The organism is Treponema sp. UBA7570 (assembly GCA_002477955.1).
Classification (GTDB): Bacteria; Spirochaetota; Spirochaetia; order Treponematales; family Treponemataceae; genus Treponema_D.
The window spans coordinates 86495-105128 of record DLLE01000063.1 but is presented as its reverse complement, the minus strand read 5'-3'; the positions used below and the strand labels follow the sequence as shown (position 1 = coordinate 105128).

The following is an 18634-nucleotide window of genomic DNA, read 5'->3' as shown; positions in this document are numbered from 1 at the left end:
CAGAAAACAAAGTTTCTGATTCGCCAGTTTCTAACACTGAGGAAGAAATTTCTCTCGACGAATTTATCGAAGGCGGTGTCTTTGAAACAGGACCTGATGAAGACAAAATAAAAGAAAAAGAAGCGGAAAAAGCGGCGGCACAAACTGGGCAAGAAACCGACTTTGCTTCACAGCCGGAAATTTCAAAAGAGACTGCCGCTGAGGACGATTTTAGCGTTGCAGCGGATTTAGAAACAGAAACTCCTGAAGACGCATTTGATTCTGACAATTCAGAAAGCGCTTCGGACGATGATATTTTTAATGTAGATCTCTCGTTTGACGAGCCGTCGGATGAGCCAGCTCCAGCTTTGCAGGAAACTTCTCAGAATGCACAGGAAACTTCAAGCGCAGACTCGCCAGCAGGAACTCATGACGTTGATTTGAGCGAATTCGGTCTTGATGATTTGAGCTTTGACAAAAACGATTCTTCTTCTGAAGCAAATGCAGGCAATGATGGAATGGAAAGCGTTGATTTGAGTGAATTCGGTTTCGACGATTCGGATTTCCAGGAAACAGAAAAAGCTCCGGAAAGCGCAGAAAATGAGGAAGCGCCTGAAATTCCAGAACAAAAAGAACCTTCTCTAGAAACAGAAACTACTCCAAAACAGGAAGTTGAAACCATAAATACTGAAGAAACAATTTCTCTTGAACCAGAAGAAGAACAGAGTTTTGAAAGCGAACCTCAAGAAACAGAAACTTCTGAAGCAAGCGCAGACGATGATGATTTTGACCTTGACTCAATTCTCGACAATATTACCGACGAAACAACCGGAGACACTGTAAGCATTTCGGACGTTGGCGGAAGTTCAGCAGAGCCGGTTGAAACAGCTCCAGAAAGAGAAATCATTGACGAGCCGAAAGAAGCAGTTTCTGAAAACACAGTTTCGGAAACAAAACCTTCTGCACAGCCAGTTGAAATCACTCCGGAAAGCGAAATCATTGACGAACCGAAAGCCGATGCCGCTGATTTGACAGAAAAAGAAGTTGAAGAAACAGAAATTCCGGACACATTCGATGAAGAAGCGGCGTCTTTCCTTGAAAATGACGACGAAAAAGTTGCAGAAGTTGCAGATTCGATTACAGCGCCAATTTTGGACGAAGGCGAACTTGAAACAGAAAAACCTTCGACACAGATGACGGCCATTTTCAGCCAGATTGTTACAGAACTTTCTTCGTTAAAAAACGAAATTGCATCGTTAAAAAATGAATTTGAAACCCTCAAAAACGAAAAACAGCCTGGAAATTTAAAATTGGAAAGCAATGATTCCGAAAACGAAGGATTTTTCTCAAATTCAGACGAAGACGACACAATTGCCCTTTCAAAAGATGAAATGGACAATATTTTGAACACAGCAGACATTGCGCAGGCTGAGGAAACAGACGAAGACAAGAAAAAAGAAACAGAATCTGAAAAAACAAAAGAAACACAGGATAATATTTCTGAACCGGAAGAACTTTCTAGCGAAGAGCCAGAATTTAAGGAAGAGCCGGAAGCTGCAGAGGAAACAGAAAATCTTTTTGGAAGCGCAGATGACATCGCGGATATTTCTGACGAGGACATTCTTTCGGACGATGATTTTGCAATGGAATTTGAAAACGCCCAGACAGAAAATACCGAAGAACCGCCTACTCTCGATGACGTAGATTATACAAATATTTCTAAGGAAAATGATTTACCGGAAGAGATTTCCGTTCCAAAAAATGACGACATCTTGGTTGAGTCAAGCCCAACTGACATTTTAGAAACAAAAGATAGCGAAAATAAAACCGAAAATGCTTCTGACAGTTTTAATGAAGATCCGTTTGAGCTTTCTGCCGTTGAACCTTCAATCAGCGAGACTCTCACCGATGAAAAACTCGACTATCTCTCAAAAGCTCCTGAAGAATCGGAACAAAACGAAAATTCAGAAGAGCTTTTGGAACTCCCCGAATCAGAAGAAACTGAAGCCACAGAAAAGGTTGAACCAGAAACCTTGCAGGAAGTTAAAGAAGAACCAGAAACAAAAGAAAGCAAAGATATTTCTGACAACCTAAAATCAGAAATTAAATCTGTACTTTCTTACATGGATCAGCTGCTCGAAAATTTGCCGGAAAACAAAATTGCAGAATTTGCGCAGTCAGAGCAATTTGATACATACAAAAAGCTTTTCAAGGAATTGGGACTTGCATAATGGGTCTTTTAAGCCGTATTGAAAATTTAACTACAGAAAAAGCCGGTCTTTTAGCTCGTGCCGATGAGCTAAAAAAATGCGCCGGCAAACCTCAGGCACAGGAAACAGCAAATATTGATTTCTGTGCTTTTGCAAGTAAAAACGGCTTTACACATTCAGGAATTTTTTCTTTAAAGGATGATTTTTATTATCTTTCTGAAACCCAGAATCTTGATTTGACAACGATAACAAATTCTCTTTCAACAAAAGATTTTTGGGACGGACTTATAAGCGGCAAAAAAGGCTGGATTTTTTTTGAAGGAGAAAGCCTAAATCCTTTTTTTCAGCTTTTTTCGACTGAAATCAAAGACAAAATCAAAAAAGTTTCCATATTTCCGTTCTCACACGAAAATTCAACCTGCTATTTTTTTGCGCTAAACTTTCAGGAAGAATTAAATCTTTCTGAGTCAGAATTTGCAGAAAATCTAATCAAAATTTTAAAAACCAAGTCTCTTCAAAACCAAAATTTGCCGGGCGAAACAAAGCTTTGCGAAGGATTTGATATTTCAGATGCCAGCCTTTTTATTATTTCTGCAAAACTTTCGCTTGAAGAAGCATTTAAAAATTTTTCTTCGCCTTTTAAGGAACTTCTAAAACAGACAGCATTAAAACAGCTTTTTGAATACTTAAAAACTCTCTTTTCTTTTCCAAACTGTTGCGCTCTAGGTCAAGATGAAGAAATTAAAGCCGTAATTTTTTCAAAAGAAGAAATTGATGAAAAATTTTTACAGTTTCAGTTGAACATTTCTGCAAAAAAGTTTTTTTTGAATTCAAATATGCAAAATCTTCTTGTACTCTGCGCAGGAATCTGTAAAACTCCGCACGGAACGCTCACATTTTTATCCCAGGACTAATTCAAATTGAGCGAAACTAATTTGAATTTTGTTTTTTTTAATGCAAAAAACGGCGAGCAAACCTGCAGACTGAACGAAAAATATTTCCATTCTGCTTACGATCCTTCAAAAGAAGCGCAGGCATTCTGCAGTTCGATTGAATGTACTTTTAAACCATCTTGCGTAATTATTTTGGAGCCGGCTCTCTCCTTTTGCGCCGCTTTTTTAAGAAAAACTTTTCCTTCTGTCAAACTGATTGCAATTCGCTTTACAGATGTTTTTTGCAAAACAGACAGTCTTTGGGACAAAGTTTTTTATTTTTTTCAAACAAAAAATTTCGCTCAAAAACTTTATTCTGCGCTTGGAGAAGAAAAAATTCTTTCTGCGTTGATTTTTGACTGGCCAGGAAGCAAAAATATTTTTCCAGAAATTTCAAATTCAGTCTGGCAAGAAATTAAAATTGCAGTTTTGACAGCAAGAGACGTGCTTTATACGCGCGAAAAATTTGCAAAACGCTGGTTCTTAAATTCGCTGGCTTTCTGCAAATTCGGACAGAATTTTTATTCACTTCGCAGAATAAAAAAAGACATTCTAGTTACGGCTTCTGGGCCTTCACTTCAGTCTTCACTAAAAAATATAAAAAAGTACCGCGAAAATTTCTTTTTGATTGCGGTTTCTTCTTCACTTTCGGTTCTTCTCTACAATAAAATTTTTCCAGATTTGGTGATTAGCACTGATGGCGGATTTTGGGCAAAAAAACATCTTGAATTAAACAGCGAAGATTTAAAAAAACTTAAAAACACAGTCTTTGCGCTCACAGACGAAGCAAACTGTCCTAAAAATATTTTGCAAAGCCAAAAAATTCTTCCGCTCGCCTATCCTTCTTCTATCGGAGAAAAAATTTTTACTGATTCAAAAATTGAATTTTTTCCGGCCTTAAGAAACGGAACTGTAAGCGGAACTGCGGCAGCTTTTGCGCTAAACCTGACTCAAAAGAATGTTTACTTTTGCGGACTGGATTTGGCAGAAAACAACGGATTTCAGCATGCCCAGCCAAATATGCTTGAAAAAAACTCTCAAAATAAAGATTTTCGGCTTGGAACAAAAGAAAAAAGGCAGGTTTCTTCGAGATTTAATTCAAAAGGTTCGCTCGAAATCTACCGCAGCTGGTTTAAAAATCAAGGAGACAGTTTAAAAGAACGGCTTTTCAGGCTTTCAGATCACTATAATTTTTCGGAAAAACTCGGACAAATAAAAGATTTGTCATGGGAAGAACTCGATTTTGACAAAAAAAATGCTGATTTTGATTCTACAACGGAAGTTTTTTTCAAAACAAAAAATTCAGCCGAAAAAAAGGAATTTAAATCACGTTTTTTAAAAATTCTTGAAAGCGGAGATTTTGACGGAGAACTTTTTCCGCTTGAATCAATACTTTTAGCGCGAGAGCTTTGCGAAGAAAAGAAAAATGGACAAAAATTAAAAATCCAGCAAAAAAAGGCAGAACTTGCAGAAAAAATCCGGAGACTTTTTGATGAATAGTTCTTACACAACCCTCGAAAATTCAAAAAACGGAATTTTAATTCCAGTAAAAAATCGAATTTACGTCTGCTCAAAATACGATCCTGTTCACGAGGCAGAAATTTTTGCGTCTCAATTTGAAAAAAAAGAAAAATTTTTTGTAGTTGCAGGTTTATGTTCAGGCTGGCATATAGAAAAACTTTTAACAGAAAGCTTTGACAGAAAAATAATCATTGTAGAAAACGATATTGAAGATTTTAAGTTTTTAAGGCAGATTCCGCTTTGCAGCAAACTTTTGGAAGACAGACGGATTATTTTTTCAACACCTCAAAGCCTTTTTACAGACATTTTATCAAATTATCTTCCTGCAATTTACGGAAATCTCAATTTTTGTTTTTTGCGAGGCTGGGAAAACGCTTTTTTCGACAAAATGCAGCTTATAAAAACAATCGTCGAAAAAGCAATAAAAACTGTAAAAGCAGATTTTGCAGTTCAGAGCCATTTTGGAAAAATCTGGAATAAAAATATCTTTGAAAACCTTAAAATTGCTTCTGAACAAAAAAACGCCTCGCAAATGATCGAAAATCTCAAAAAAAACAATAAAGTGACCGCGGCGATAATTGCGGCAGGTCCGACGTTAGATACTACAATCGAAAAACTGAAAAAAAATCCCGGCAAATATTTTATAATTTCGACAGACACCGCATATTCAAGTCTTTTGCGCTCAAAAATCGTTCCAGACGTTGTTGTAAGCATTGACGGCCAGAACATAAGTTACTCGCATTTTCTTCATCAGGCACAAAAAAACAAGACGATTTTTGCCTTCGATCTTTGCGCAAATTCAATTCCTGCAAAAAAGATTTCAGTTCAAAAAAATAAAATTCTTTTTTTTGAATCGGGGCATCCGCTTTCAACCATCGCTTCGCACTTTAATGGAACAAGTTTTATTCATTTAAATTCTGGGTCAGGAACTGTTACAATCGCCGCCACAGACCTTGCCTTTTTTCTTGGCTTTGAAAAAATTGAATTTTTTGGAGCGGATTTTGCATATTTAAACGGGAAACCTTACGCAAAAGGAACATATCTCGATGACATTTTTTATAAAAAACAAAACCGGCTTTCTACGGCGGAACAGTCTTTTTGCACTTTAATGTACAGAACCAAACTTATTTATCTTGAAGAAAAAAAAATTACAACAGAAGTTCTGGAAAGTTACAGGTTTTCGCTGGAAACTTATTTGAAAAATCCCGGAAAATCAATTTCTGTCGAAATCAAAGATTTTAATTTTGAGATTTTCAACACCTTTTTTAAGAAAAAACTGCTCTCTCTTCCAGAAAATTTTACCGGCGAACTAACGAACCAATTTTTTTATCCGCTTCTTCCGGTTATGGCTTTTTACGAAAAGACTCATTCAATTCAAGACAGCTATAAACTTGCACGTGCTGACTGCTTGCGATATACTTACTGAATATGAAAAAAAGAACCTTTAACTTTATTTCTGTAGTCATTTCGGCTATTTTTGTTTTTACAGCAGTTTATTTTATTTCTGGCATCGTTTCCGACAAAAAAAACGGACCTTTGCAGGCAGAAGAAATTTTCGATTCTTTAGCTATAAAAACTCAAAATGCCGCAAATTCATATCCGCTCGATTCATATAATTTTTCAGATTCTTTTATTCGTGCCGCAGGAGATTTCAGCAATTACCAAAAATTAAACCTTTCTGTTGACGGAAATTTGATTTATTCTTATCCGCCAAAAGACACATACTTTTCAAGAAAATCAAGCGCAAAGTCTTTTACAAAAAATTTTCCGACAAAAAACGGAAATTCAATTCTCATAAATGCAGAAATTTATACGGCGGTCCAGTCTTCTCTTTTTTATCATGCGCGAACTGCTTTTATAGTTATTTTTGCCGCAACATTGGCTGCGATTTTGATTTTAATTTTTACAAAAACGGAAAAAGACGAAATTGATGAAATTTCATTTGAAGACGAACAGGAAAGTTCTGACAAAGAAATTTTTTCTGAAAATAAAACAGATGAACTTTCTTCAGAAAAACAGAACAACGAATACGATTTGACCGAGGAAGAAAAAAAACAGCTTTTTGACGGCTTTGACACTGTAGATTTTTCTCAAAAAGAAACCCCGGACAAAGAGATTTTTTCTGAAAAAACGGACACTGAAAAAGAAAAATCTTTTCCAAAAATACAGCCGATTGAAAATCTTGAAGCAAAATGCGAAGAAGCACTTGTAAAAGCAGCAGAAAACGGTTCAGACCTTGCGGTTTTAATAATAAAAGTTAATTCTTCCGAAAACGAAATTTCATCAGAACAAATAGAAAATATTTTTGACTCGGACTTTGCTCAAAATGCGCTTGTTTTTTCAAACGAAAACAACCTTTTTACAGTTCTTTTGGAAAACACGGGTCTTGATGACGCAATCACAGTTGCAAAAGAGGTTTTTGAAGATTTTTCTAAAAAACTGGAAGATGACGGACAAAAACTGACAATCGGGCTTTCTTCAAAAAACGGGAGAACAGTGAGCAGCGAAAGGCTTTTGACAGAAGCGAGCGAAGCTCAAAAACATGCAGCGACAGAGCCTGATTCTCCGATAATTGCTTTTAGGGCAAGTCCAGAAAAATACAACGCCTGCATCCTTAAATAAATAAGATTTTTTAACTCTGCCCTAAAGCTTAGGAGTTTTTTCAGGTTCTTTTACAGGGCTTTCATGAGAGCCGGCAGTATTTTCAGTTTCTTCCTTAGGCTGGAGTTTTTCGCGGAGCTTTTCAATTTTATCAGAAAAAGACTGAAGGTTTGCATTGTCAGGAAATTTTTCTGAAAGAATCTGATATTGTTTTTCTGATTCTTCGAAATTTTCCAAAAACAAAAGCAAGATTAAATAATTTTCCAAAAGAGAAGAATCGTTCGGAAACTTTTCTATCAATTCTTTATAAAGACTCGCAGCTTCCTCGGTTTTTCCGCTCATTCCCTTTATATATGCAAGAGAAATCTGCAAATCCTTATTTTCTGGATCGACAGAGAGAAGTTTTTCATAGCATTTTTCGGCAGATTCATAATCTTTCGCCAAGGCATAACTTCTTGCAAGCTTGTAATAAGCGGCTGCATTGAGCGATTTATTCTTCATGGCAAGTTTATAATACTGAATCGCCTTTTGATAATTTTTTAAATTTAAATATTCGTCTGCAATTGCAAAATATTCTGAGGAGATATTCGTTGTAATAATTTCATTTTCCCCCGGCACACGAAACGAATATTCGCTCTGGCAGGAGAAAAGTGAAATAATTGCCATGAAAACTAAAGCTGCGGAAAAAAATTTGTACTTTTTCAACTTTCTAGTCAAGAACAGTTTCTTCAATTTTTGCAAGCTGATTACGGTAAAGTTCCGAAATATTTGAACCATAATCTGCAATCAGACGAATAATATTGCGGGGATTGTCTTTTTTATCGCAGCCGTTAAGACGGTCGCCAGCATCGCCAAGCCCTGGCATAATATATGCTTTTTCGTTTAAAACAGGGTCGAGCCACAAAGTATAGCAAGTGCAGTTTTCGAGGGCGCGTGTTACGCGAAGACTTCCTTTTAATGCGGAAATCACATTAAAAAATTTAATAGATTTTGGCTTTACACCATTCTGCTGAAGGTATTTTACAACTGTCACAAGAGAACCGCCTGTCGCATTCATCGGGTCGGCAAAAATCAAATCTTTTCCATCGAGATCTTCAAGATTGAAGAATGATTTTTTTAAATCGAGGATGTACTCCATGTTGTCTTCGTTTTTTGAATCGTCGCGGTTAATCTTAAAAAGCGCAAACGGAGTCACATATTTATGGCTGGAATATTCTTCGATTTCTTTTGACATGATAATGCTTGGCAAAAGCGCGCCGCGCAGCATTACGCACATTACAGAATTTTCAATTTCTTTATCAATATCAGGAATTTTATGAACCGCATAATTTTGAGCAGGGAAAGTAACAGGAGTTTTTACGACAATGTGGCCCTTGTTATTTTCTGAATGGTCAGTAAAAGCAAGGCGGAAAAGCATTTCGTATGCACGCTGAACGTAATAGATAAATTCCTGATGTCCGGTATTTATATCGCGGAGTTTCGAAATTACGCGGCTAGCCTCCGCATGGCTTCCAGATTCGGTTTCAAAGGAAAAAACCTTAATACGAGGATGTTCGCTGCAAATGCGCTGAAGCTCGTGTCCCATTTTGTCAAAACTGTCGATCACATTCTGTTTGTCGAGCGGTTCAAAAGATTTGAGGGTCTGCCCATACATATCTTCCAAAAGCTTTATATCTTTAAAATCCTGCTCCTTTAAATAACCGTCAAGATCCTCTGCCTTGAGAATAATTTTTTCACTAGTTTTCATAGTTCCTCCTAAAAGCTATTGCCTTAAAATTTTTCCAAGCTGATTATATGATAATGAAATATCCGAAATTTGAATCTGAGAAGCGCCTTTTTGCACAATTTTTGCAGGAATCGGGAACAAGGCAACTTTTAGCATTTTAACAGCAGCCTTTGCAATAGCCGGATTTGAAAGCTCAAGATTAAGGATAAGCGCAAATTTTTTATCGACTTTTGACTCTTCCAAAGAACCAGAAAGACTTTTTAGTCCGAGATTTATCGTTTTTCCGACAATTTTTCCGAAGAGGTTTCCTGGATTTTGTGAATAAAAACGAATCTGAGAAGCTTTGTTGTCTGTCAAGAAATCGTAAATTTCATCTGGAAGAGAATTTTGAGAATTCTTTCCGTTTTCACCAAATTCAAAAATATTTTGCTCATTTTCGTAGCGGGCAAGCATTTTTGAAACATTTTCGGAAGCAACAAAAGTTTTTGAATCAGGAAAAGCAACTTTAAATGAAACGGCAGCTGAAGAATAAACAGCAAAAGGAAAATTCGTTCCTTTTATAATCTGCGTATTCCAGCCTTTTTTTTCAGAAAAAGCCATTTTTATTCCCGCTTTCGGAAAAGAGCCTTCAACTGCAATCTGAATTTTTTCGTCAGAATCCAAAGCAAGGGCAATATTCTCCATTCTTGAAACTATAGACTTGACATTTTTTTGCGAAAAATCAAAAAAATCGGTCATTGCATATTCAACAAAAGTTTTACTGGCAGAAACAGGAATATAAACAATAACCGGCGAATCTCCATCAATCAGTTTTAAAGGCTCAACCTGCTCCATCTGAACCGGAGATTTACAGGAGAAAATTAAAAATACAGAAAAAAAAGTGCAGACAGAAAATAAAATTTTCTGAAAGCACTTTAAATTTTTATGCTTTTGCAACGCAAATTCTCCAGATTTTATCGTCTGCCTCGATTTCTTTTGCACCGTCAATTTTTTCTACCCAAGACTGCTCGTTTGTAAGTGTTGATGTAGAAATCAATGAAGCGAACATTTCGTAAGCCGATTTTAATTCAGAATCGCCGCTCAGTTTAAGATTGATTTTGTCCTGAACTGTCAGCCCCTGCTCCTTTCGGATTGACTGAATTCCGCGGATAAGATCTCTTACATAGCCTTCTTTTTTGAGCTCATCAGTAACCTTTGTTTCAAGGCCGATTGTAATCGTTCCATCGTTAAGAACTTTCAAATCTTCTTTTTCGGTGCGCTCAACAATAATTTTTTCCGAATTGAGTTCAACTTTCTGTCCCTCAACGTCAATTTCGATGTTTTTTCCAGAAAGAATATCAGAAATCTGTTCATTTTTGAGTGTTGCGATAATTCCTGCCGCAATCTTCATTTTTGAACCAAGTTCTTTTCCAAGCACACGGAAATTTGCCTTCGCAGAATAGTGAACAAGTTCATCTTCCCTTTCATGGAAATTTACTTTTTTAACATTCAATTCTTCGGCAATTGCATCAACCATGCTTTCAAGAACCTTGCGTTCTTCTAGATCTCTTGTAACAAGCTCTGCCGAAAGAAGCGGCTGGCGGTTCTTTAAGTTGAACTGGTTGCGCAGAGAGCGTCCCATAGAAACAGCTTTCTGTACTGTAGCCATCTTGAATTCAAGGGCTGTGTCGCGCAATTTTTCGTTATAAACAGGATAGTCCATCAGATGAACTGACTCTTTGTCGCCTTCAAGTTTTAAATTCTGCCAAATTTCTTCAGCAAGGAACGGAATAAAAGGAGAAGCAACAAGACAGAAAGTCCTGAAAGCAGTATAAAGAGTTTCAAAAGCTTCAATCATGTCGCTGCGGTCTTCGTTGCGGGAAAAACGCTTTCTTGAACGGCGGATATACCAGTTATTGATTTCGTCAATAAAGTCGATGATTGGATCGATCGCAGCGCTTAAGTCATAATCGTCCAAGGCTTCGGTAACTTCTTTTACCATTTTCTGAGCAACAGAAATAATCCAGCGATCCATAGGATTTGAAGGAGTTTTGCCGTCAAAATAATGACCCGTCGCCTTATAGTTTTCTACGTTAGAATAACTGATGAAGAAGTTATATCCAGACCAAATTGGAATTATGATGTTTTTGATTACTTCTCGAACACCATTGTCTGAATAACGAAGGTCGTCTGCCCGAACTACAGAAGAATGAGTTAAGAAAAGACGGAGCGCATCAGCACCAAATTTGTTGATAGCTTCGACAGGGTCAGTGTAGTTGCGCAGAGATTTAGACATTTTTCGTCCGTCTTCTGCAAGCACAAGGCCGTTTACAATACAATTCTTAAATGCCGGACGACCGAACAAATGGGTTGCAAGAATCGTAAGTGTGTAGAACCAGCCGCGTGTCTGGTCAAGACCTTCTGAAATAAAGTCTGCAGGAAAATGCTTTTCAAAATATTCTTTGTTTTCAAACGGATAATGCTGTTCAGCATAAGGCATAGAACCTGATTCAAACCAGCAGTCAAAAACTTCCGGAATACGATGCATTGTGCCTTTTTTACATTTTGGACATTCAAAAGTTATTTTATCTACAAACTGCTTGTGCAAATCTTCAGGGTATGTTCCAGAAAGCTCTTTAAGTTCCTGTCTTGAACCTACACAGATTTTGTTTCCACAGTCAGGATTATCGCATCTCCAGATTGGAATTGGATTTCCCCAGTAACGGTTGCGGCTTACAGCCCAGTCACGGCTGCCTGCGAGCCATTTTCCAAAGCGACCATCTTTTATGTGCGCAGGCTGCCATTTAATCTGACTGTTTGAATTTAAAAGCTCCTTATGATAGTCTGCAACTTTTACAAACCAAGAACCAATTCCACGGTAAATAAGAGGAGAAGAACATCTCCAGCAATGCGGATATGAGTGCTCATACTGTTCTTTTTTTACAAGTTTTTTTTCTGCCTTCAAGCGGTCGCAAATATCTTTGTCGCAGTCTTTTACAAATCTTCCCTTATAGTCAGAAACTTCCGAAGTAAATTTACATTCTGCATCAATCGGTTCAACGTTCGGAACTCCGCTTCCTCTAAACACTAAATTATCGTCTTCACCAAAAGCAGGAGCAATATGAACAATACCTGTACCGTCTTCTGTAGAAACGTAGGCCGCATTGAACATTCTGAAAGCGCCTTCAGAACATTTTTGTCCTGAAATTCTTTCACATTCAGAAGGATCTGAAAGACTTGCAAAATAAGGGAAAAGCGGCTCATATTCTGCGCCGATAAAATCCTTGCCCTTGCGTCTGTAGATAATTTCGTAATCTTCAGGATTTTTGTAATAAGCACAAAGTCTAGCTTCTGCAAAGATATAGAAATCTCCAGATTCCTTGTCGAGAATTTTTACATAGTCGATTTCCGGTCCCATACAAAGACCGAGATTTGAAGGCAAAGTCCAGGGAGTTGTTGTCCATGCAATAAAATAAGTTCTGCCGTTTTCCAAATCTTTGTCGTCAATTGCTTCAGGCGCTTTTGTAATCTTAAAACGAACTGTAACTGCCGTATCTTTTACATCTTTATATCCCTGGGCAAGTTCGTGAGTAGAAAGAACGGTTGCACAGCGAGGACAGTACGGAAGAATATATTTTCCTTCATAGATAAGACCTTTGTCCCACAAAGATTTTGCAACCCACCAAATTGATTCCATATAATCAGGATTCATAGTTTTGTAGTCGTTGTCAAAATCGACCCAGCGTCCCATTCTTGTGATTGTCTTTCGCCATTCTGAAGTGTATTTTAAAACTGAAGCACGGCATTTGTCGTTAAAATTGGCAACTCCATAAGCTTCGATCTCGTGCTTAGAGTTGATTCCAAGTTCTTTTTCAATAAGGTTTTCTACCGGAAGGCCATGACAATCCCAGCCAAAACGGCGCTCAACCTTTTTGCCTTTCATAGTCTGGTAGCGTGGAATTATATCTTTTATAGTTGATGGAATAAAATGTCCAAAATGTGGCAGTCCTGTTGCAAACGGAGGTCCGTCAAAAAAAACAAATTCTTCTGCCTTGTCGCGCTGACGGATAGATTTTTTAAAAATATCATTTTTTTCCCAAAATTTTAAAACTTCTTCTTCCTGTCTAGGAAAATCTGGCTTTGGATTTACTGGAGTATACACAGTCGTCTGCCCTCTTTTTGTTGTAGTTTATTTATCGAGTATAATGATTTTTGGCATTTTATACAATTATTTATGAATATCAAGGTTCCGTTTTGACCAAGTACGAGCATCATAAACTTCAATGTCTGAAATTTCTTTCCAGCGAAATTCAGGCTCTTTGACAGGAAAAGGCGGAGCTGAAGGCGGATGACGGCGCTGATTGTTTTTTTCGGCAATATTTAAAATCTGCTCATAATTTCCAGTTCCTGGAACATAGACAAGATATTCTTTTCCATAAGCGTAAATTTTCTTGTCGCTATCGGTAATAAAATTAACCGGAAAATCTTCAATTTTTTTTACATTTCGGATTTTTGAACTTCGCCCCGTTGCGCAGACATAAAGATTTCCGGCAGCTTGAATAAATTTTGGAAGGCTGAATGTTTTTTCTCCATCAAAAAGCTCGGCACGGTCTTCGGATTCTTCCATTTGAGAAAGCCAGTAACGGACAGGATAAAAGTTCTTGCCGTCCACGACATAGCTTAAAAGCTCATTTTTTATAACAGGAGGCGAGATAGTAATTCCAGAAGCAGCTGAAAAATCTTTTAAGAAAAAAACTTCCGTTTCCAAAACTGAAAGATTATTTTTAGACGGAGGATTTTCCTGATTAAAAGTTTCGACATCAAGAACAGGATTTTCAAAAAAGGCCTCGCGTATAAAAAAGTTAAGAAAGATTTTTCCGTCAACGACAGCAAGAGGAATATAAACATAATCTTTTAGCGCAGGATATTTTATTCTTAGCTCGAATGCAGCCGCGGTTTTTGAAGGATTTTCAAAAATCGTCTTAAAGCCAATTGAGATGTTTTCCGGATGAATTGCGCTCGTATTGTTTCTGTCGCGGCTTGAAATTTGGGCAAACTGTCCGTTTTCTGCGGCTCGGTCGTCATACCACTGGTAAAAGACACGAAGAACGCAGGCAAAAGAAGAATTTTTTCCAGAAAAAAGCAAAAGCCTGTCGCTGCCCTGCCAAACGCCTTCAAGCAGGGGAGGAACTTCTGAAGAATATTCTGAAAAATGAGAATAGTCGCGTCCAAAAGAAGAAAAAACAACGGCAAAAAAAAACAAAAGAAAAATACCTTTCTTCACAGAAAAAATTATAAATAAAAAAAAAGAATTTTTCTATAAGAAGCTAATGCCGGAAGATTTTTTGCCAGAACGGTTTGTATAAATTTTGCCTGATTTTTCTGCGTTAAGGATAGGAGCACCTGCGGAGCAGTCCACCGCAAGCGGGCGCGGAGGATGAGCGGCTAGCGAAGTGCGGATAGCCTGTCCCTTGCAAAACTTTAGCTTTGCAAGGGAAACGCCATGAATTAAAATCCGCTTGTCTATTTTTTTTCTGAAAACAATTTTTTGATTTCTTTTTTGTAGATTTCGGAAATTGAGTGGCGCATAAGTTCGTGCTTTGCGTTGATTTCTTTTCCGAGCTGGAAACTCTGGTGCAAAAGTCCAAACTTAAAAATGCGTTCGCAGGTACGGAAACCAGTTTTTGCATTTACGCGCATGTCGATTTCTGTACGGAAAACGTTTTGAATTTCGTTTGTTTCGAGAAGATTTTCGTAATTGTCGTAAAAAATTGAATTTTCTTCTGCATAAGCGATGACATTTGCCTGGTCTGGACAAATAAGCGCGGCAATGTATTTTTGATCCTGCCCGAGGACAACGCAGCGTTCAACAAGAGGCGAAGCGTTTACTGCATTTTCAATTACAACTGGCTCGATGTTCTCGCCGCCAAGAAGAACAATTGTGTCTTTTGCCCGGCCGACAATTTTTAGTTCCTTGTCGCAGCTTATCATGCCGAGGTCGCCGGTGTTGAGCCAGCCGTCTTTATCTATGATTTTTTCCGTCAAATCTGGACGCTTGTAGTATCCTTTCATTACCTGACGGCCTTTTACCATTACAAGACCGCGTTTGCCCGGTTTGAGAGCTTTTGAATCAACTGGCTGTCCGTTTTTTTCTTTTACAATTTTTACTTCGTTGCTCGGAAAAATTTGGCCGACATTGTTTGAGCGCGGCTTTTTTGAATTGCAAACCGAAAGAACCGGAGATGTTTCTGTCATGCCGTAGCCTTCCATAAGCCTAAATCCGATCGCATGGAAAAAACTTTCGGTAGAAGGCTGAAGCGCGCCTCCGCCAGAAATTGCGGCCCGCATTTTTCCGCCAAATTTTGCACGCAATTTTTTAAAAACAAGTTTTTCGGCTGCAAAACGAGGAATCCATAAAATAACATACGGAAGGATTCCGAGCAAGGTGTCTAAAAAGCGCGGATACCAGTGATAGCGGCATTTTAAGCCAAAAACCAGTTCTTTTGCCTTGTAAAACTGTCTGCCGATAAATACTGCCGCGTTGAATTCCCACTGACGGATTCCGCTCTGTTTTTTGATTTCGCGGAAAAGTCCCTGTGCGACAGACTCCCAAAGGCGAGGAACGGCATTCATCCATTGAGGCTGAATAAGCGCCATATCGCTGAGCATTACGGAAACAATCGGCTTTGAATAGGCAAATCCGCCTTCCATTGCAACAACCATATAGCAGAATGCGCGCTCAAAACTATGCCATATTGGAAGAACTGTAAGCCACATGTCCCCTCTCTGCATAAGTCCAAGACAATGATGCGCAACCTCGCACTGTGCAATAAAATTGTCGTGAGTAAGCTGAACTCCTTTTGGAATGCCTGTAGTGCCGGAAGTAAAAATAATAGTTGCCGTATCATCTGGAGAAATAGTTTCCATTGAGTCTTCGAGCTCTTTCCATTCCTCTTTTGTAATCTCTACACCAGAACTTTCCAAAAAGTGATAGTTTACAACTTCAATTCCGAGAGACTTTGCCTTTTCGATTAGCTTTTCATCCGGATAATCAAAAAGAACCGCTGTCTTTAAAAGAGGAACTTCCTCGACTTTTTCTAGAACTTTTTCAAGCTGTCTGCCGTTTTCAAAAAAACTTACTTTGCATTCGGTAAAATTCAAGATAAAGCGAATTTCAACTCCCATTGAATCGCAGCCACGAGGAACGTCGATCGCGCCGAGAGTTAAAAGCGCATAGTCGGCAATAAGCCATTCGCGGCGGTTGTCGCTCATAAGTCCAACATGCTCGCCGCGTTTAATGCCGAGTTTCTTGAGGCTGTGGGCCATTTCCAGAACATGCTGGTAAACCTGGGAATAACTGTAGCGGACAAAAACTCCGCTCTTGTTCTTTACAGCCTGCAAAGTCAAGTTCGGATTTTTTTTAGTTTTTTCTCTAAGAAGAATCGGAAGGTTTTTTCCGAGCGTTTTGTCAAATGTAGTATCAGGAAAAATTTTCTCAATCATAACAATATGACATTATCACAAAATATGTCATTTTGACAAGCAAAATGTTTTGGCAAGCCAAACAAAAAAAGGCATCAGATACTCTTTTCAAACTGATGCCTTGCCCACATTTTTGTAATTCATTTTTTTTTAATCAACAAGCTCTTTAAGCGAGAGAACCGCGTTTTTGCAGCAGTCAGGACATTCGCAAAGAATTTTTCCTGTTGAAAGGCCTTTTAGCTCTCGGCAGAGAGTTGCGCCGCATTTTTCCTTAAAGTCAGAAAGTATTTTTTTTGCGGCAACTGAAGTTCCTTTTCCTCCGGTCAAAAACCCTGCAACCATTACGGCTCCGATTAAGGCGCCGCATGTGGCTTCCATACAGCCCATTCCGGCGGCAAAACCAGCACCGCTTTTCATCAAATCGTCAGAAGAAAGCGGAAGCCTGTCTTCAAAAACTTTCAGCACCGACTGAGTACAGTTGCATTGTCCAGTCGCCTTTAATTCGGCCGCTTTTTGAGCGCGTTCTTCTAAATTCATTATGTCTCCTATAAAACTCCGCGTTAGCGGCGAGCCACGTAAGTTTTCCAAACATCAAAAAAGTAACTGCGGAAGAATAGCACAAAATTCAAAAAAATACATCGCAAAAAAAAGATTTCACAAAGTTTGAAAATCGGATATAAAAATTGAAAAAAAAAACTTCAAAACCTTACCGGAACAATTTTAATGGAACAAGATTTTTTTTTCTGTTATATTGGTTTTATGGTTACATATTTGGGAAAACTTGGCGAGCTTACTTTGAAGGGCTCCAATTTAAAATCATTTGAAAAGCTTTTGGTTCAAAACGCTAAATCTTATCTTCTGTCGGTCGAAGCAAAAGTTCACTTGAATTTTGGCAGGCTTTATATTGAATGTGATGAAAGCGCCTGTCCTGCCGTTGAATTTGCGCTTGACCATTTGACAGGAATTACAGGCTGGGCAAAGGCCGAAGTCTGCGGCAAAAACATTGAATCAATTCAAAAAAAAGTTCTGGAACTTGCAGAATCAGAAAAAAAACGCGGTGCTAAAACATTTAAAATCGAGGCAAAACGAAGCGACAAAAGCTTTGAACTTGACAGCTACGGAATTATGCGCGAAGCCGGAAATCTAGTCTACGAACAGAAAATTCTCGACGTAGACGTTCATTCGCCGGACGTTGTTTTTACTGTGGAAGTGCGCGACAAAGTTTACGTTTACTCGGATTCAAAAAAAGGCTGCCGCGGACTTCCTGTCGGCTGTTCAGGCAAAGGGCTTTTACTTTTGAGCGGCGGTCTTGACAGTCCGGTTGCCGGTTACAGGATGATTCGCCGCGGAATGACGGTTGAATGCGTTTATTTTCACTCATATCCTTACACTTCCGAGGAAGCCCAGAAAAAAGTCGAAAAACTTGCGGAAATTGTAAGCAGCTATGGAATAAGGCTGCACTTGAACACAATTCCTTTTACAAAGGTTCAAATGCAGATTAAGAAAAAATCTCCGGAAAATTATACAACTCTTATGCTCCGCATGTGCATGATGAAAGTTGCGACTATGCTCGCAAAAAGAATCGGCGCTGACTGCCTTATAACCGGCGAAAGCCTCGGCCAAGTTGCAAGCCAGACGGTCGAAAATATGGCTGTAACTGAATCTGCCTGCGGAATTCCGCTTTTAAGACCACTCGTTGGTCTGGACAAAGAAGAAATCATTGCGACAGCAAGAGAAATCGGCACTTACGAAACTTCAATTCTGCCTTACGAAGACTGCTGCGTGCTTTTTAGTCCAAAACATCCAGTTCTGCGCGCTCCGCTTGACGAAGCCCGGAAAATTTTTAACAGCCTCGAGGCCGACTCTCTTATCGAAGAAGCGTTCAACAACAGGGAGCTTATGAGATTTGAAGCCGCAGGATTTGTTGCTCAAAACTGGGGAACAAAAGAAAACACAGAAAAACTTTCAAAAGACCATGCGGTCTTGATTCCAAGGGAAAAATAAATTTTCTCGAAAGTCTAACTTTTTAAGGTTTATAAGGGGAGAAGCCTCTCCCCTCGCGGCAAACTTCGTAAGCCGCTCCCCTCTCTGCGGGGACACCCCGCAACGCCCCGGCTCTAATACGTATATCTAAAACCAAGCGTAAAATAGTGGTTTACCCTGTCGGTTAAATTTTCAATCCATTCGCTTTTTTGCCTAGCGGC

Annotated in this window: 13 protein-coding genes; 6 read left to right on the top strand and 7 right to left on the bottom strand. The window is 38.6% G+C overall.

Annotated features, from left to right (window positions below; all coding sequences use genetic code 11):
• The 5 genes from B4N75_RS08660 to B4N75_RS08640 all read left to right on the top strand — a co-directional run.
• The coding region (locus B4N75_RS08660; RefSeq protein ID WP_296668857.1) for a hypothetical protein at window positions 1–2210 on the top strand (2210 nt) is incomplete at its 5' end.
• The gene (locus B4N75_RS08655) at window positions 2210–3103 is read left to right on the top strand and encodes a hypothetical protein (RefSeq protein ID WP_296022766.1); all 894 of its coding nucleotides are present in this window, start codon (window positions 2210–2212) and stop codon (window positions 3101–3103) included. The genes B4N75_RS08660 and B4N75_RS08655, both read left to right, overlap by 1 nt.
• Before the next feature lie 21 nt (window positions 3104–3124).
• The gene (locus tag B4N75_RS08650; RefSeq protein WP_296707162.1) at window positions 3125–4621 is read left to right on the top strand and encodes a 6-hydroxymethylpterin diphosphokinase MptE-like protein; all 1497 of its coding nucleotides are present in this window, start codon (window positions 3125–3127) and stop codon (window positions 4619–4621) included.
• Window positions 4614–6068 carry a motility associated factor glycosyltransferase family protein gene (locus B4N75_RS08645; RefSeq protein WP_296668854.1) on the top strand — a complete coding sequence of 485 codons (1455 nt, stop codon included), beginning with the start codon at window positions 4614–4616 and terminating at the stop codon, window positions 6066–6068. Before B4N75_RS08650 ends, B4N75_RS08645 begins: the two co-directional genes overlap by 8 nt.
• A 2-nt stretch (window positions 6069–6070) precedes the next feature.
• Window positions 6071–7264 carry a hypothetical protein gene (locus tag B4N75_RS08640; RefSeq protein WP_296707161.1) on the top strand — a complete coding sequence of 398 codons (1194 nt, stop codon included), beginning with the start codon at window positions 6071–6073 and terminating at the stop codon, window positions 7262–7264.
• A 21-nt stretch (window positions 7265–7285) separates the two neighbouring features.
• Here the strand turns inward: B4N75_RS08640 and B4N75_RS08635 are convergent, their stop codons facing one another.
• From B4N75_RS08635 to B4N75_RS08605, 7 genes are all read right to left on the bottom strand, one after another.
• The gene (locus B4N75_RS08635; protein WP_296668851.1) at window positions 7286–7909 is read right to left on the bottom strand and encodes a tetratricopeptide repeat protein; all 624 of its coding nucleotides are present in this window, start codon (window positions 7907–7909) and stop codon (window positions 7286–7288) included.
• A 43-nt stretch (window positions 7910–7952) separates the two neighbouring features.
• Window positions 7953–8990 carry a uracil phosphoribosyltransferase gene (locus tag B4N75_RS08630; RefSeq protein ID WP_296022761.1) on the bottom strand — a complete coding sequence of 346 codons (1038 nt, stop codon included), beginning with the start codon at window positions 8988–8990 and terminating at the stop codon, window positions 7953–7955.
• A gap of 15 nt (window positions 8991–9005) precedes the next feature.
• Window positions 9006–9905, bottom strand: a complete 900-nt coding sequence (locus tag B4N75_RS08625; RefSeq protein ID WP_349681383.1) for a lipoprotein — start codon at window positions 9903–9905, stop codon at window positions 9006–9008.
• Window positions 9892–13110, bottom strand: a complete 3219-nt coding sequence (ileS, locus tag B4N75_RS08620) for an isoleucine--tRNA ligase (protein WP_296668848.1) — start codon at window positions 13108–13110, stop codon at window positions 9892–9894. The genes B4N75_RS08625 and ileS overlap by 14 nt, the downstream gene beginning before the upstream one ends.
• A 66-nt stretch (window positions 13111–13176) precedes the next feature.
• Window positions 13177–14232: a hypothetical protein gene (locus tag B4N75_RS08615; protein WP_296707157.1), complete on the bottom strand. Its 1056-nt coding sequence runs from the start codon at window positions 14230–14232 to the stop codon at window positions 13177–13179.
• A 239-nt stretch (window positions 14233–14471) separates the two neighbouring features.
• On the bottom strand, window positions 14472–16451 hold the full coding sequence (locus B4N75_RS08610; RefSeq protein WP_296668843.1) for an AMP-dependent synthetase/ligase: 1980 nt from the start codon (window positions 16449–16451) through the stop codon (window positions 14472–14474).
• 129 nt (window positions 16452–16580) lie between these two features.
• The gene (locus B4N75_RS08605) at window positions 16581–16967 is read right to left on the bottom strand and encodes a C-GCAxxG-C-C family protein (protein ID WP_296707155.1); all 387 of its coding nucleotides are present in this window, start codon (window positions 16965–16967) and stop codon (window positions 16581–16583) included.
• Window positions 16968–17153: 186 nt separating this feature from the next.
• Between B4N75_RS08605 and thiI the strand changes: the two genes are divergently transcribed.
• Complete coding sequence (gene thiI / locus B4N75_RS08600; protein ID WP_296668839.1) at window positions 17154–18434, top strand: tRNA uracil 4-sulfurtransferase ThiI; 1281 nt, start codon at window positions 17154–17156, stop codon at window positions 18432–18434.
• Window positions 18435–18634 lie beyond the last annotated feature (200 nt).

Excerpts from the sequence above, each read along its gene's own strand:
- B4N75_RS08655 (WP_296022766.1), top strand. The coding sequence starts at position 2,210 with ATGGGTCTTTTAAGCCGTATTGAAAATTTAACTACAGAAAAAGCCGGT.
- B4N75_RS08630 (WP_296022761.1), bottom strand. The coding sequence starts at position 8,990 with ATGAAAACTAGTGAAAAAATTATTCTCAAGGCAGAGGATCTTGACGGT.
- B4N75_RS08635 (WP_296668851.1), bottom strand. The coding sequence starts at position 7,909 with ATGGCAATTATTTCACTTTTCTCCTGCCAGAGCGAATATTCGTTTCGT.
- B4N75_RS08610 (WP_296668843.1), bottom strand. The coding sequence starts at position 16,451 with ATGATTGAGAAAATTTTTCCTGATACTACATTTGACAAAACGCTCGGA.
- B4N75_RS08645 (WP_296668854.1), top strand. The coding sequence starts at position 4,614 with ATGAATAGTTCTTACACAACCCTCGAAAATTCAAAAAACGGAATTTTA.
- thiI (WP_296668839.1), top strand. The coding sequence starts at position 17,154 with ATGGAACAAGATTTTTTTTTCTGTTATATTGGTTTTATGGTTACATAT.
- B4N75_RS08605 (WP_296707155.1), bottom strand. The coding sequence starts at position 16,967 with ATGAATTTAGAAGAACGCGCTCAAAAAGCGGCCGAATTAAAGGCGACT.
- B4N75_RS08640 (WP_296707161.1), top strand. The coding sequence starts at position 6,071 with ATGAAAAAAAGAACCTTTAACTTTATTTCTGTAGTCATTTCGGCTATT.